The organism is Burkholderia ubonensis, from assembly GCF_001718695.1.
Taxonomy (GTDB): Bacteria; Pseudomonadota; Gammaproteobacteria; order Burkholderiales; family Burkholderiaceae; genus Burkholderia; species Burkholderia ubonensis_B.
Genome location: NZ_CP013422.1, coordinates 217,698 through 233,845, shown reverse-complemented (window position 1 = coordinate 233,845; position 16,148 = coordinate 217,698). Strand labels below are relative to the sequence as shown.

Genomic DNA, 16,148 nt, shown 5'->3' with positions numbered 1-16,148 from the left:
GTGCCGCTACCATTCACCGCAGCTGCGAGCCTAGGGTCCTGAGCAGCAATATTGGCTAAGTTCTCATTCAGGAGTTGCCCTCCAAATCTTGAAGGGTTGCAGCGTTGGCCGTACCTTCGGACGTCACTGTTGTCCATGTGGCAAAGAATTAGCCTACGTCGCTAGCCTCCACGGTCGCAAGCGCGTACGCATCGTCCGCTGCCAAGAACGCCTCTACTTCATATGCGACCGGCGCTGCTGGGTCACCGAATACCAACACCACTGTGACCAATGTTCCAGCTGGCAGCACTACGGTTCGATGCTCCCCGATCACGGTTGCTTCCAACGATTTCGACAATGCAAAGGTGTCGTTCTCTTTCATCGCGTTCATTTTTTTGCTGGGATACCTGTTACCAATCGAACTGTACCGGAGTTGTCCTTCATGAAGACAAACGACGTGTCAATAGTCTTTCCATTCGCCCCGGTGATTGGAATAACCTGTTCGTAGGTTTGTCCGTACTGCGTGGTCTTCGTCGGAACAGCAGTGGCGGGGTCAAAATATAGTTGACTTGCCAAATCCTGCCAGTTCCTCTGGTCGAAGCCCAATGCTTGACTAAACCAATTAGCCTTAGTTTGGTTCTGTGGATGCGCCGGGTCCAGCAAATAACCGCTCAACTTGCTTTCGAGGTTTGACGTATCGAAACCAACGTTGTTCGTGGCCTGAGGCCCTGACGACGAAGCCGAACCGCCGCCGCTCGAATCATCGCTCCCGCCCGCGGACATTGTAGGCGCCCCCGGCGTTACCACTGGCGTTACCGCCATGCCGCAAGCACCGGGGCCCGCCGGACATGGAATCGGCGTAACAACAGCCGTCGCAGTCGGGGGCGTCCCGTTACCCCCGCCGCTCGGCCCGTTCAGATCGTCCGGATTGACATATGGGCCCTGCGGACCATTTTGCGCGATCTTCTTCAGCAACGCATTACCGAGATTCGTGGCTCCGCGCCCTGCCGACTTCGCCTGCTGGAGGGCCCAGTCGCCCATCGCGTTAAGCGGATCGTTCAGCTCATCAGACAGGCTATACACGAACAATCCTGTCGCCTTCAGGTCCTGCTGTTCGCTTATATAGCCGGCACCACGCTGTTGCGACGCCAACGCTGCCGCATACGCCGGGTCGTTGCTCGACAACTGCGCCGCACACTGCACCAGATAGCACGCCGCATCGGCGAGTCGGTCCTGTTCGTCTTTCGGTTGTCCCTTTTGCAACTGCGCCAGCTTCTGCTTTTCATTCGGATGCAACTGCCGGTTATAGAGATCGGCGCTCAACGCACCATTCGCACCACTCAGTGCGCCAGCCGCCCCGCCGATCGCGCCACCTACCGCCGCACCAGCCAATCCCGATGCGACGTTCCCCAGCACCGTGCCACCAAGCGTATCACCCAGCGCGCCACTCGCAGCATTGCCCACCATGTCACCCGCCACCGTGCCGCCGATTGCGCCCGCCACATTGCCCCCGCCCATCGCTGCACCGATTCCAGCAACTCCTGCATGCGAAGCGATGCGCGCAGCCCCATCTGGCCCCCACATCGCCACCTGTGCATTCGCGGCAGTCAAATCTGCCTGAGCTTGCTGAGCCGCCGCGTCATCGTGAATCGCATTTGCTTGATCCAGTCGTTGCTGAGCATCGCGTGCGTTGGCCTTCGCGCGGTTTTGAAGCGCATCCGCCACGTCACCGACCACCTGCATGCCGACCTGTCCGACCGACTGCTGAACCGCAATGTCGTTCTGCACGTTCTGCGCATTGAACGTGTTCTGTACCGCACCATTCGCATTCGCCGTGTCGCGGCTCAAACCGACGGTGCTGTCGTGCCCGGTACCCGCGTCGCCCCGCACCGTGATCGCGCCCGGACTCACCGCCGCATACGTCGTCCCCGACGCGTCGCTGCTCGTGCCCGCCGCCGAGAATCCGCTCGGTCCCAAACCTTGCGAGTTCTGCGGCCCAGGCAACTTGTTCGCGATCGAGGTGACCGGTGTCTTCAACATGGCTCCGCCCGGCCCGCTCCAACCAAAACCGCCACTCGCACTGAAGCCGACCGTATCGCCCGAATAGCTCGCGTGATTTTCCAGATTCGTGAAGCCCAGCGTCTGGGTCGACAAACTGTTCTTGTCCGGCGTCGCCGTGCTCGCGATCACACCGCCGTCAAGCTGCGTATGGTTTCCGACATTCACGTCGTACCCGCCCGTGCCTGCATAGATCCCGCTTTGCTGGTTCACCGACTGGTAGTTCGCGTTGATGTTCTGCTGGCCCGATCACTTGTCCAGCATTAACCTCCCGGACGTAGTTGATGTCCCCACCGCTCTGAATGGTTCGGCTCACTGGTGTAGAAACCGTGGCCGGGCTTTGCAACAACGTTTTAAGGTCGCTTTCATTAATCGAAAACTGGCTCGCATTCACCGTAGGGTCGAGGTGTCGATCACCTATGTGATCCATGCCGTCGTTGGTCACGTTGATTCGCGACTGTACTCGGCTAGGTACGCCGCCCGCAATACTGTCGGTGGTACCCAGAGACGGAGTCGTAGCCTCGCCGCGCGCACCTCGCGCCGCGTGAACCGGAACGCCTCACGCGTCTCGTCGCGGGCCGCGCACTGCGCCATCACCCAGTCGGACAGCAACGTCAGCAGCCGCCGCGTCTGCGGCGGCAGTTCATCGAGCGTGCGCCCCAGTACGTCGTGCGCGATGCGGTTGGCCAGCGCAATATCGTCGCGCGTCACCTCAATGTAGTCGAGCGTCTGGCCGCGATGCTCAACCCGCTTCACTTCGCGCTGGTGCTGGTGCAGCAGTGCAATCGAGCGGATCAGCGTCAGGTATTTCACGTGGTCACGACGCGTTCTCGTCTTGTCGTCCAGGAACGTCAGCAGGTGGGCGAACGGATTGACCACGTGCACCGGTTTCAATAGCCGCTGCGCGTTGCGGTGCAGCGCCGTGACCGCCTCGCGATCCGTTGCGGCCAGCAGCCCTTCAAGCGTCTGCGCCGCCCGCTGGCGCACGTGAATCGCCCGCGTCTGCTCGCGCGTCTCGTTGATCGTCAGCACCAGACACCGGTTCAGCAGCTCTTCATCGACGTCGATCGCCGTCGTCGTCAGCATCAGCATCACCGGACCCTTCACCCGGTACTGCTTCGTCACCAGGTTGCCGGTCGCTTCGTCCTTGCCCGTCGAGGCAATCGTCAGTTCGCCATCGGACTGCAACAGCTTCAATGCATACGCCGCCTGCCGCACCCCTTCCTCTTCCGCGATCGCCAGAATCTTGTGCTGCAAATCCGTCTCGCCCAGATAGAACAGGCTTTGCCCCGTCATCGCGCTGTACTGGATGCGCTCCTCGTCGGGCATCAGGTTCAGCACCGCGTCCATCAGCGACGTCTTGCCCGCCGCGCTGGTCGACTGGATCAGGATCGCCAGCGGCGCATCGAGCTTGCGCGACACCGCCGCGAGATAGCCCGCCAGCAGGTTCGCCGACTCCCCGACGATCCCGCAGCGGTCCATGTCGGCCACGATGCGCTCAACCAGCTCCGGCGACTTCAGCAGCTCGAGCGCCGCGCGCTGCGCTTCATCATCGAGCACCGGCGCGGCGTCCTTCGGCGCGAGCGCCGCCTGAATCGCCGCATCCTGCAACGCCTCCAGCTTCAGCAACACCCGCCCAAGACCCCGCTTGACCGTCTCTTCCTGGCAACCCAGTTCGATTGACGCCACCTTGATATACGCCGCACGCTGCTTCGCGCTGTACACATCCAGCGTATCAATGTGATACCCGTTTTCGTTGCGCACCTGCGCATTCACCCGCATCTGCTCGGGGCCGAGATTCTTCTGCCAGCCCCGCAGCCGCCAGTGCCGTTCGCCAAACGTCAGCAGCAGTTCGCCCGCCGCGCCTTCGGCCTCGACCGGTTCAGGCTCCGTCGCCGGCGCAGTGGCCGGCACAGGTGGCAACGCGCGCGGCAATTCAGGCAACAGCGGTTTATCCGGTGCGGCCATCGCGGCTAAAGAGGAAGCAGGTTCGGGATGTTCGGGCGTGGGCGCAACGGCAGGCGTTGCCAGAACCGGCGAGGTCTGCGCACCAGAAGACGCTTCCTTTCTAGCCGACAGGTGCGGCGCCCCCATGACCGCCGTGCTCACGCCGGACCGCTTCCCCTTGCCCAGCCATTCGGACTGTTGCAGCAGCAGCCCCAGGCCCTTTTGCGCAGGCTGCACCTTGCGCGCATACTCGTTCGCATCCATCCCCTTCGGGAACAGCACCCGGAAACACTCGATGCCGGTTTCCAGCAGTTCCGTCGCAAGCGTGGCCGCTGCCGCATCGCCCGCATCGTCGCGGTCATATGCGATCAGCACCCGCCGCGTACCGTACCGCTTCAGTGCGGCCCAGTGGTCGTCCGTAAAGCCGTTCACGCCGTACGCCGCGATCACATTGCGATAGCCCGCGCACCAGAACGTCATCGCATCGATCAGCGATTCGCACACGATAATCTCGCGATCCGCCATCAGCGCCGACACGTTCCACACCCCACGCAGCGGTACGCCCAGGTACAGGTGTCGCACCCCATCGCGGCCCATCTTCGCGTCCGCCGTGCGCCACCCGTACATCTGCCACACCCGGCCGCGATCGTCGCCTTCTTCCTCCTCGCCCAGCACCGGCACCACCACGCACCCGCCCATCTGCTCGTAGCCCGTCGCCCGCATCACCCCCAGCCGCTGCAACTGCTCGCGCACCGCACGGCCCGCCACAGTGTGCTTTTAGGCAGCCGGTACGTCAGCGTCGAGTTCGCATACCCCATTGTACTGCTCGCTGTCCGGGCAATAACCGGCGTACGCCTATCCTGCCGTAGGGCAGGAATTTTGAACATTCAAAATCGCTTTGCCCTCAATAGGATCATCAGCGCGATCGCGAAGCCATAAAGCACGAACCCGGCGCGCGCCCAAGTTTGCCTTTGTGTTTACATAGATGCGTCTTCGTCAGCTATTGCCCTAGGCAAGAATTCACGACCACGCTTTGCGATCTCATCCCACTGTTCAACAGATAACGCAACGTTCTTATCATTCACATAAAAGGTGAATGCAAGCTGCTTTTCTTCGGTAACACCTACTTCCATAAAGGGATTGCTTTCACCCTGCATATAGACACAGATGTACGGATACAAGCTATTGATGTCGCCAACTTTTTCAAAGATCAAACCATAGCTCATTTCTGCAACCCTCTAAATCCGATGAACTCACCCGATGTTGTCCAGCTAGCCGCCCGACCGTCAGGAAGTGTGTATGTAACCCATCCATTCGGATACCTTCCACCTGCGCCGGTGGTCTTTGTGCCATTTTGCAGGATATCTTGTACCGCATTCGCAGCCAATTCATTCAATTGCGCGTCACTTCGGTAAACCTGTCTGAGATCTTGTGTAGAGTCGAAACCGAAGTATTCGGGATGTTTGGTAACGGAGCGACCAGCATTTGTTATTGCTTGCCCATCCTTGAATGGTTGGTTTGCTGCACTTGCAAGATCGCCGGTGCTGTCGTTCACGGACGGCTGTCCATCGCCCCCGCCCGCAGACATTGTAGGTGCCCCCGGCGTTACCACTGGCGTTATCGCCATGCCGCAAGCACCTGGGCCCGCCGGACATGGAATCGGCGTAACAACAGCCGTCGCAGTGGGGGGCGTCCCGTTACCCCCGCCGCTCGGCCCGTTCAGATCGTCCGGATTGACATATGGGCCCTGCGGACCATTTTGCGCGATCTTCTTCAGCAGCGCATTACCGAGATTCGCTGCTCCGCGCCCTGCCGACTTCGCCTGCTGGAGGGCCCAGTCGCCCATCGCGTTAAGCGGATCGTTCAGCACATCAGACAGACTATACACGAACAATCCTGTCGCCTTCAGGTCCTGCTGTTCGCTTATATAGCCGGCACCACGCTGTTGCGACGCCAACGCTGCCGCATACGCCGGGTCGTTGCTCGACAACTGCGCCGCACACTGCACCAGATAGCACGCCGCATCGGCGAGTCGGTCCTGTTCGTCTTTCGGTTGTCCCTTTTGCAACTGCGCCAGCTTCTGCTTTTCATTCGGATGCAACTGCCGGTTATAGAGATCGGCGCTCAACGCACCATTCGCACCACTCAGTGCGCCAGCCGCCCCGCCGATCGCGCCACCTACCGCCGCACCAGCCAATCCCGATGCGACGTTCCCCAGCACCGTGCCACCAAGCGTATCACCCAGCGCGCCACTCGCAGCATTGCCCACCATGTCACCCGCCACCGTGCCGCCGATTGCGCCCGCCACATTGCCCCCGCCCATCGCTGCACCGATTCCAGCAACTCCTGCATGCGAAGCGATGCGCGCAGCCCCATCTGGCCCCCACATCGCCACCTGTGCATTCGCGGCAGTCAAATCTGCCTGAGCTTGCTGAGCCGCCGCGTCATCGTGAATCGCATTTGCTTGATCCAGTCGTTGCTGAGCATCGCGTGCGTTGGCCTTCGCGCGGTTTTGAAGCGCATCCGCCACGTCACCGACCACCTGCATGCCGACCTGTCCGACCGACTGCTGAACCGCAATGTCGTTCTGCACGTTCTGCGCATTGAACGTGTTCTGTACCGCACCATTCGCATTCGCCGTGTCGCGGCTCAAACCGACGGTGCTGTCGTGCCCGGTACCCGCGTCGCCCCGCACCGTGATCGCGCCCGGACTCACCGCCGCATACGTCGTCCCCGACGCGTCGCTGCTCGTGCCCGCCGCCGAGAATCCGCTCGGTCCCAAACCTTGCGAGTTCTGCGGCCCAGGCAACTTGTTCGCGATCGAGGTGACCGGTGTCTTCAACATGGCTCCGCCCGGCCCGCTCCAACCAAAACCGCCACTCGCACTGAAGCCGACCGTATCGCCCGAATAGCTCGCGTGATTTTCCAGATTCGTGAAGCCCAGCGTCTGGGTCGACAAACTGTTCTTGTCCGGCGTCGCCGTGCTCGCGATCACACCGCCGTCAAGCTGCGTATGGTTCCGGACATTCACGTCATACCCGCCCGTGCCTGCATAGATGCCGCTTTGCTGGTTCACCGACTGGTAGTTCGCGTTGATGTTCTGCTGGCTCGCGCTCGCGCTACCGCTAACGGTCTGGCCGTAGCAGAACGGAGGCACGCAAATGCTTGCCTGGAATCCAGCGCTCGACTGCTTACTGTCGTACGTGGCGGTGTCCTGTTGGCTCGCGATATTGAGGTCGCGCCCAACACTCGTATTGACCGCATTGCCCGAGACCTCCGCGCCACGCAAATTCGTATCCCGCCCGCTCGTCATCGACAACGTATCGCCCGCGGTAATTTGCGTGTCACGATTGGTCACGCCTTGGCCATTCGCATGGCCTTTGGATGCATTCGCGGCCAATTCCAGCGTGAAGCCGTTCTGCTGTCCTCCGATACCCAGCCCGACACCGACGCTACCTCCGCTGCTACTGTTGTGGCTCGCAAGTTGGTTCGTGTCCTGGGCGCTTTGGAGATTGATGTCGCGCGCCGCATTCAACGTCACGTTCTGCCCGGAAATCTGCGTACCACGCGCGTTGATGTCGCCATCCGTCGCAAAGCCACTCGCGTCCTGCTTACCGCTGCCGGTCGCGATCAGGTTCACGTTGCCGCCCGCGTGCAGCGTGCTGCCGTCGTTCGACAGGGAACTGCTCTGCGAGTCACTATGGCTCGAGCCGCCTCCGATGCTCACCGTGGCCTTGATCAACGGTTGACTCGTCGGCCCCTTGCTCAACGCCGTACCAACTTGATACGCGTTGTACGCCGCAAGTCCGGCCTGTGCCTTGTCCAGCGCCGCCAACCGCGAATCGCCCCCGCGCGCGGGCTGCGCAAATGCTTGATTGGCTTGCGCGACGGCGTTCCCGATCGCACCGCCAAGCGCCACGCTCACGCCGAACTGACTGGAATCCTGACTCATCCGGCTCTGTGTCGCGTCCGTACCCGGATCGAGATTCAGGTTCTTGCCGATCAGCGTCAGATCCTTACCCGCGCTCAAATCGGAACCGGCGACCGTGATGTCCTGCTTCGCATCGAGCGTCACGTTGCCGTTGCCGCTGACGATCTGGCTGCGCATCGTGCTTTGGGTCTGCGAAGCCGTGTCCTGGACACTATGGTTCTTCGCCACACCGACGCTAAAACCGGTAGCCGTGCCGTTACTGCCCAGACTGCCGATCTGCTGACTGCTCGATTCCTGGTGGCTCGTACTCGTGTCAAGCCCGGCCAGCACGTTGATTGCGCCCTGTGTGGCGACGAGATCGACGCCCTGCGTTCCACTGATGCCCGAGCCGACGACGTTGATGTCGCCCGTCTTGCTCTTGATGACGACGCTATTACCCGTGACCGATGCCGCCGTTTGCTGCGTCATCGTCTGGCTGCCGTCCGAATTGCTCCGGCTCGCATTGTACGGCGACGGGCTGTTGCCACCCGTGTTCGCCGTGCCACCCACCCAGCGCCCCAAATCGCCCAGGCTCGGCGATGCCGCTTGAACGCCCCATGACGAACCGGACGATTGTGTCGACTGCTGCAAGTGATCAGTCGATGCCTGCAAGTTGACGTTACGGTTCGCATCCAGCGTCGCCGTGCCGCCCGCGCTGATTGCCGAGCCGATCACGGAAATATCGCCATCCACGATGTTGCCGTTCGCGTCCTTCTGCGCGCCGCCAGTCGCTTTCACGGTCACGTTTCCACCACCGCGAACCGTGCTTCCCAAGTTCGTCAAACTCGACATATCGGTCGTAGAGCTGCTACGGCTCTGTCCGTACGACACGGAGATCCCCGGCACGTCTGCCGCGCTTGCGCCGATCTCGTTGCCCACTGCTTGGCCGCGCTGGAAGGCGTTACCCGACGACGCATTCGCCTTCAGGTTGCGTACCGTATCGTACGGCGTACCGGTCACGGCAACGGTCAGGCCACTCGAATGCGCTTCGCGTTGATCGTGCGATTGCGCCACATCCTGCCCTGGATCAATCGTCACGTTCTGCCCGGTGATACTGATATTGCCCGTGTTTCCGTCGACGTCGCCCGCCGCCTTGCCTGCCACGAAATCGCTGCCGCTGATATGGACGTCCTTCCCGCCCGATACGGTCACGTTGCCTTCAACGCTGCCGACCGTACTGCGCGACTGGCTCTGCGTCGTCGAAGCCGCGTTATACCGGTCGCTCTGTTCGCTCGATCCGATCGTAATGCCAAGTCCACCCGAGCCAGACAAGCCCGAATGCTTCTCTTGGTGATACTCGTTGTCCTGATACGTGTCGGTCGCCGCCGTGATGTTGACGTTGTTTTTAGCGGACAGCGCCACGTCGTGCGTCCCGACAATGGCGCTACCGGTGACGTTGATGTCTTTCCCGCTGACGACCGTTACGCCGTCAGCCGAAATCGCGCTGCCATTGGCATACGTGGTGGTCTGGTCGACGCGGTTTGTCGCGCTCGCATGACTTGCAACGCCGCTGTGGTCGTGCGATTCGTTCATGTTCGACACGTGCGTTTCGGTCGCCGCGCCGACGTTCACGTTGCCGACCGCCATCAGGCCCACGTTGCCCTGGTCAAGCAAGATCGTGCTTCCGATGACGCTGATGTCCTTGCCCGAAGCAACGCTCAAGGTATTGCCGCTATGCACCGTCGTGCCAACGACGGTCTGGTCGGACGTGTGCAACGTTTCCGAATAGCTGCCGTGGTGATCGCTACCCGAACTGTTGCTGTCGACCGTCGACGTAGCGCTCGCAGCGCCGAGCGTGATATTGCCCTTGGCCGCGATCGTTCCGCCGTTGCCCAGGTTGATTTGCGCGCCGCTCGCGGTCAGATCCCCATTCACTCCGATCATCGACACGCCGCCGACATTCACAGCGCTACCAACCACGCCATTGATGTCGGTGTTCGACACGCCGTTTGCGCGCTGCACGATCTTTTGCTCGCCGACTTGCTGCGTACCGAGGTCGTAGTTTCCCCCAATCAGCATGCCGAGATTGCCGCCGACCGTCAGCGCGCCCGCATGCTGCTCGACATTGCCACCTGTCATGATTCCCGCATCGCCCTTGACGTCGAGCTGAGCAATCGGCCCGAGCGTCGTCGTCACACTCGTTGCGCCATCGCGACTCACCCGGGTGTCGCTTTTCACGGCGGAATCGAGAATCAGGTCGCCACCGGCATTCAGATACAGGCTTCCGGCCTTGACCTTCGCCGACGTCAAATCGACATTGCCAGTCGTCGTCAACGACATGAGCCCACCACTCTGCAACGCGCCGAACGCGTTGTCAATCTGCTTGCCCTGGATCGCCAGCGTGTTGTCCGCCTTCACGGTGCCGCTATTCGTGAAGTTCTGCGCGTCCTTCAAATCGATGTCGGTCGCGGTAATCAGCGGACCGTTGACATTCTGCTGGCTCGCCTTCGCGAGATACACGACCGGCACGAGTACCGATTGCCCGTCGACCACCCGCGTTTCCATCATGATCACGTTGCTGGTCAGCGTCGACACCTGCTCGGCCGACAGGCTCGCGCCCAGCGAGAGATTAAGCGTCTTCTCCAACGATGCACCCGCCGCCATCAACTGCTGATACATCGTCTGAAGATCCGTGTACGGACCCAATACCGCACGGCCGGTCAGCGAAGTGACCTGATTACGCACGAGCTGCTGCTCGTAGAAGCCGTCGCCGAGGCGCTTCGGAATATGCGTGAGGTCGACGCCGAGCTGACCGAAGAAGTAGTCGCTCGAAATGAAATTCTTCTGGTTCGTGAACGCCGGGTTCGTCTCGATCACGTAGTTCGCATTCGGCGCGGTGGTCGGCTTGAACAGTCCGCCCTGCGGAATCGTCAGGTTGTTCAGCACATTCAGCGCGGTCGCGCTGGCGATGACCGGCGAGACCGTGATCACCCCACCATGCACGGCCGAAGCGCCCGACTTCGTGCCGCTCGCGCTTCCGCTCAGCCCACCAATCATCAGACCGGGGACGGATTGACCGGGCAGCAGACCGAGCGACGGAATCGACGCGTTTGCGGCCGTGTTATTGATGCTCACGCCCGTGCCGGAGATCGTGCCGTTCGAACCCAACGTCGAATCGTAGCCTGGCAGCTTGTATTGCTTGACGTCTGCTGGCGCGACTTGGGTATAGCCGCCCGGATGGCCCGTCACGAACGTGGCATCGCCAAACGGCAACTGCCAGTTGTGCTCAGAGTTGTCGTAGTTGTTGTAGTGATACTGTCCCGAGTACGTCACCGTCACGGTCGGTGCCTGCTGGCCCGTCGCTGCCCAACCGTCACTGTCATAGTGCTGCGGCATGGTGAGATTGCCAACGGCCGTGATGCTGCTCCAGTAGTTTTGCAGGGTACCGGTCGATGATGCATCGATCTTGCCGCCCGACACAATCTGCGCGGCCGGACTCAATGCCGTGACCATGTTCGCAACGGCTGTGCCGGTATAGGTTGTGTACTGATAGCTGCTGTTCCATTGACCGCCGTGCGGCGGCTCGATATACATGCCGCCCGGCTGTTTGATCAACGCGGCCGTTTCGGCCGGTGTGATGTTGTCGGACCGGAGACCGGCGATCATCTGTCCCCCTCCCGCGCAATTCACCGCGAAGTACGATGCGCAACCTGACAGGCTAATGCCGTATTGCGCAAGTACCGCCGGATCGACGTTACTCGTGCTTCCCGTCGTGCTCATCACGCGACGCGTGCTCGTCACCTTGTCGGCGTGCAGTTCCATATCACTGCCGGACTGGATCAAAGCCGACGAGTTATTGACGAGTGCCGCATTCGTGTAATTGCCGCTCGCGTCCTTGCCGCCCGCGAGTACAACCTTACCCATCCCGAAAATCGCCGTCGTCGGCATCGAGTCGGTCGCCGTCGCGTCGTCACGGTTTTCGATGTCGTGCGCGAGAATTTCAAGCTTGCCGTTACTATCCGATGCGCCAATCAACGCCGTCGGCCCAACGTTCGACACCGTGCCGGTTGCGTTGAGCGAGACGCTCCCTCCCACCAGCGACCCGGTATTGGACAGATTGCTCGATTGCGTATGCAGCAAACCGCCGGCTGACAGTGCGCCGGAGTTGACGATGTTGCCGGCATTGACGCTCAGATCGTTGACCGACTGCACGTTGCCGCTGTTGTCGAACGTACCGGGCAACGCAAACGCAAGATCATGGCCGACGTTGAACTGATAGTCGGGCGTCACCGAGAAATCGCCCTGCAAATTGACGCTCGCATCGTGGGCCGCGCTATAGGTACCGCCACCTTGCAGCGTCGGCGCTGTCACCGTCAGGTCGTGCGTGGAGCTGATTTGCCCGTTCGTATTCGTGATTGCGGCGCTCGCCGTCACGTCTACGTTGCCGCTCGAATTCGCAACGCTGCCGATTTTCCCGCCGCTGTTGTCCAAGGTCGTCCCCTGAACATGCAGCGAGGCGCCGCTCAGCTGGCCACCTTGCGTGTTGGAAATCGACGCAGCGTTCACCATCACGTCACCGTTACCGGTGATCGCACCCATCCCCGACACACCACCGGCGTTGCTGTTGGTGATCTGGCTGCCGCCCTGCACGGTCATTTGGCCGGCGCCAAGGTCGGCGATCGACCCGTCGGCGTTGTCGATCGACGCGGACTGGATGCGCAGCGTGCTCGTGTCGCCTGCCACGGTCTGGCCGGCCTGAATATGCCCGCCCTGATTCACCAGCGCGCCGCCGTTCGTTAACGACAGAGACGCGCCCGCACGCACCAGCCCTTGTGCGTTGTTCACGTCGCCCGCGATCGTCGCGGCGATGTCGCCCTGTGCCGCGAAGATGCCGCTCGTATTGTCCCAGCCGCTCGCGCCGACGACTGCATTGCCCTTGGTGACAACGGTGCCGCCCGCGTTGTTCACTGCACCTGCACCGCTGCCTGGTTCAATCGTCAGCGTACCCGCGCCGGCATGCGTAATCGTTCCGCCAGCGTTGTTCAATTGCGCGGGAGCGAGCGTCAGGTCCGTGCTGTTGGTCTGGACCACGCCGGCGGCCGAGTTGTCGAGCGTGCCGCTGACGTTGAGGCCCATCGCCGACGCCCCGTACTGCGTGATCGTACCGCCGTGGTTCGTCAGATTCGGCGTGCTCAGTGCGAGCTGATTGGCTGTGAGCTGTCCACCGCTATTGTCGAGCGTCGCGTCGGCCGTAACCGACAGATTCGGCGCGACGATCGAGCCGCCCTGGTTCGTCATCGAGCCCGTATGGATCGTCGCGTTCGTACTCGCATCGATCTGGCCGCCATCGTTCGTCAACGTGCCGCTCGTCGAGCCGAGCTCCGTGTTGGACAGCAGCTTGCCGTTGGTATTGTTCAGCGTGCCGCCAACCACCGCGATCAGCCCGCTTTGCGCGTTGATGGAACCCGAGGTGTTGTTCAGCGAGCCGCTTTGCGCCGCGATATGTCCATTGCTGGCAATCGCGCCGCCGACGTTCGACACCGAACCCGCACCGTTGCCCAACGTCAGCGTACCCGTGCCGGCGTGGACGATCGTGCCACCATCGTTGACCAGCGCAGCAGGGGCCAGCGTGACGTCTGTGCCGTTCGTCTGCAGCGTGCCGCCACTCGAATTGTCGAGCGTGCCCGATACATTGACGGCCATCGTGCCGGTGCCGATCTGCGTGATCGTGCCGCCGCGATTGACGAGACTGGTACCGGTCAACGCGACCTGTTGGGCTTGCACGGTGCCTGAGCTGTTGTCGAGCGTAGTGCCGTTCAACGCGGCGGTTTGGCCCATGATCGTGCCGCCGCTGTTGGCCAGGTGCGCAGCGGCGTCGACCGCCACGTTCTGCGCGGCCTGCAAGGACCCGCTGCCGTTGTCGATCGACTGGCCGGCCACGTGCAAATTCGTATTGGACGTGATCGTCGCGTGGTTGGCGATCGCCCCGCCTTGCACCGTCACGTCGCCGTTGCCGCCGATCACGCCACCTTGCGCGCCGGCCGCCGTCGTACCTGCCGCATTCGTGAGTTGGCCCGTCGCGGTCAACACCATCCCGTCGCTATTGAGCGACGTAATGCGGCCGGCCGTATTGTCGATCGTGATTGCATCGACCGTGGCACGACCAGCGCTCTGGACCGTACCTTGGTTGTTCGCGACCGTGCTGCCGCGCAGCGCCATCGTGCTCTGCGAAACGAATACGCCGGACTGGTTCGCGATCTGGTCGGCGGCCGTCACCGACAGCGGCCCTTGCGACGACACCGCGCCGTTCCGGTTCGACACGTCGTTGCCCGTCAGGCTCGTTGCACCGCCGCTCGTCAGGTTGCCTCGATCATTGATGACCGTGCCTGCGGCATTCGCCGTGATGGCCCCTTGGGCGCTCGCCGTCGCGTTCGTGAAGTTGACGTCGCCGGCCGTGGCCGTGAGCGAAAGATCGCCGTTCGCGGCCGTCGTGCTGCCCGCGAGGTTCACGCCGTAGCCTTTCGCGCTCACGTTGCCGCCCGCAACGTTCTTGCCGGTCGCATTGAGCTGGCCCGTCGTCGCGAGTTGCAGGTCGCCGGTTTGCGTCACGGAACCGTCGCTGTTCACGCCTGCGCCGAGCAACCCGGTCGAATTCAGCGAGCCCGCGGTCACGCCGACGTGATGTTGCGCAGCCAGCGTACCGGTATTGACGACGTCCGCACCGGTATTCACCGACACCGACTGCTGGCCGTAGGTGGTGCCGCTGTTCTCGACTCCGCCTGCAGCAGAAATGGCGGCGTTCCCGGCCGACGAAACCTTGCCCGACTGAATCAGCCGCCCGTCGGTAGTCAACGTCAGCCCCATCGCGTCCGCCGCGATCGTCCCGGCGTTTCGGACTCCGACGCCGCCCTCGGTGCCGACCAACAGGATGCGATTGCTGTACATGCCGCCCAATTGCGCGACGTCGATCGCAACCGCAGGCGCCGCACCATCGCCCTGAATGCGGGTCGCCTCGAGGGTGTCGTGATTGACCTGATTCGCACCCGCGACGACGTTCAGGTTTTTCGCATACATTGCCGCGTTCGCCTGCACGGCACGGGAAATCAGGTCGACCTGATCCACGTTCGTGGCATTCAGGCCCGCGCCCTGTACCGCGATGAGGCCGCGCGTCACACTGAAACCCGCCAGTGATCCGTCCGGATTCAGGTTCGGCGTGCCGGTGGTCAGGATTGCACGCGAGGTATTGATGAAGCCGCCACCATCCACGACCAGTCCCGACGGATTGGAAATGATCATCTCCGCACGCTGGCCGGCGATCTCGACGAAACCCCTCAGTTGCGACGGGTTCGGGCTGTTGACCTGGTTGACGATGATCCTGGCCGAACCGTTCGGGCCGAGATTCGGGTTGCCGTTGATGTAGCCCGCCTGCTGCGTATTCGTCAGCGTAGGCGAGTTGTTGACGATCACGCCGGGTTTGGGCACATCGAACTGCGAATAGGTATTCAACGACACGCCCGCACCGGACGGCTTCGTGATGTTGACCTGTTGGAGACCGTTTTGCGTCTGGATGACCGACGGCGCGTTCGCGCCCGCGCCCACGACCTGCGCATTTGCCCACATCGGCGTGATCCCGGCCGCGACCAGCACCGCGAATGCAGCATGGCGCAAGGCAAAGCTCGCCGACGCGCTCGCCACGCGATCGCCAACGGCGCGCGACGCTTCACCCTTGGTGACTTTCCCCGTCGCGTGAGCCGTTTCCTCGACTGCAACGAGCATGCCGCGCACGCGGCTGAATACCAGACGATATTGGTTCTTGTTCATGGATACGGCAAACGCTTCTAGACATGGAGAAAATCGATCGGGAAGCCCCCACGAGTACAGAGACGCTCTCCGATTCCGAAAGCAACGCTGTCTGAGTTTGTCTGCACGTCGCAACGTGTGATCGCGATCGAATGGCGGCCACTCACGCCGAAATCTATCGAAAGGTCCGCATTCACAGTGTCAGAGATTGCAAGTCATCGACTAATAAATTGCACGCCGCCGCGCGCGTGATCGTCGACAGCGTGGAAGATGCCGTGCGGGACGCACCATATCGACCGCCTTCCGCTCGAAACGCGGATGCGGAATTGACATTCCGAAATATTTTTATAATCGACCAGCGATTGATATAAATCCGTATCGAGTGGCCGGCACTCACCATTCAGTCAACCCGAATCGTCACCCGATCCGACTCAACGGAATATTTTCAATGGCC

At 61.8% G+C, this 16,148-nt stretch carries 4 protein-coding genes and 1 pseudogene; all 5 read right to left on the bottom strand.

Features of this window, described 5'->3' with window-relative positions:
• Positions 1–148: 148 nt before the first annotated feature.
• Complete coding sequence (locus WJ35_RS21030; RefSeq protein WP_224020121.1) at positions 149–361, bottom strand: hypothetical protein; 213 nt, start codon at positions 359–361, stop codon at positions 149–151.
• A 5-nt stretch (positions 362–366) separates the two neighbouring features.
• Positions 367–2,250, bottom strand: a pseudogene (locus WJ35_RS31490) (DUF6883 domain-containing protein); the annotation flags it as partial.
• A 228-nt stretch (positions 2,251–2,478) separates the two neighbouring features.
• Positions 2,479–4,737 (bottom strand): toprim domain-containing protein, encoded by a 2,259-nt coding sequence (locus WJ35_RS21020; protein ID WP_196773732.1) that lies wholly within the window; start codon positions 4,735–4,737, stop codon positions 2,479–2,481.
• A 224-nt stretch (positions 4,738–4,961) separates the two neighbouring features.
• Positions 4,962–5,210: a hypothetical protein gene (locus WJ35_RS31485; RefSeq protein ID WP_059623052.1), complete on the bottom strand. Its 249-nt coding sequence runs from the start codon at positions 5,208–5,210 to the stop codon at positions 4,962–4,964.
• Positions 5,207–15,715, bottom strand: coding sequence for a hemagglutinin repeat-containing protein (locus WJ35_RS21015; RefSeq protein WP_230459745.1), 10,509 nt, complete (start codon positions 15,713–15,715; stop codon positions 5,207–5,209). The genes WJ35_RS31485 and WJ35_RS21015 overlap by 4 nt, the downstream gene beginning before the upstream one ends.
• Between the last annotated feature and the right edge of the window lie 433 nt (positions 15,716–16,148).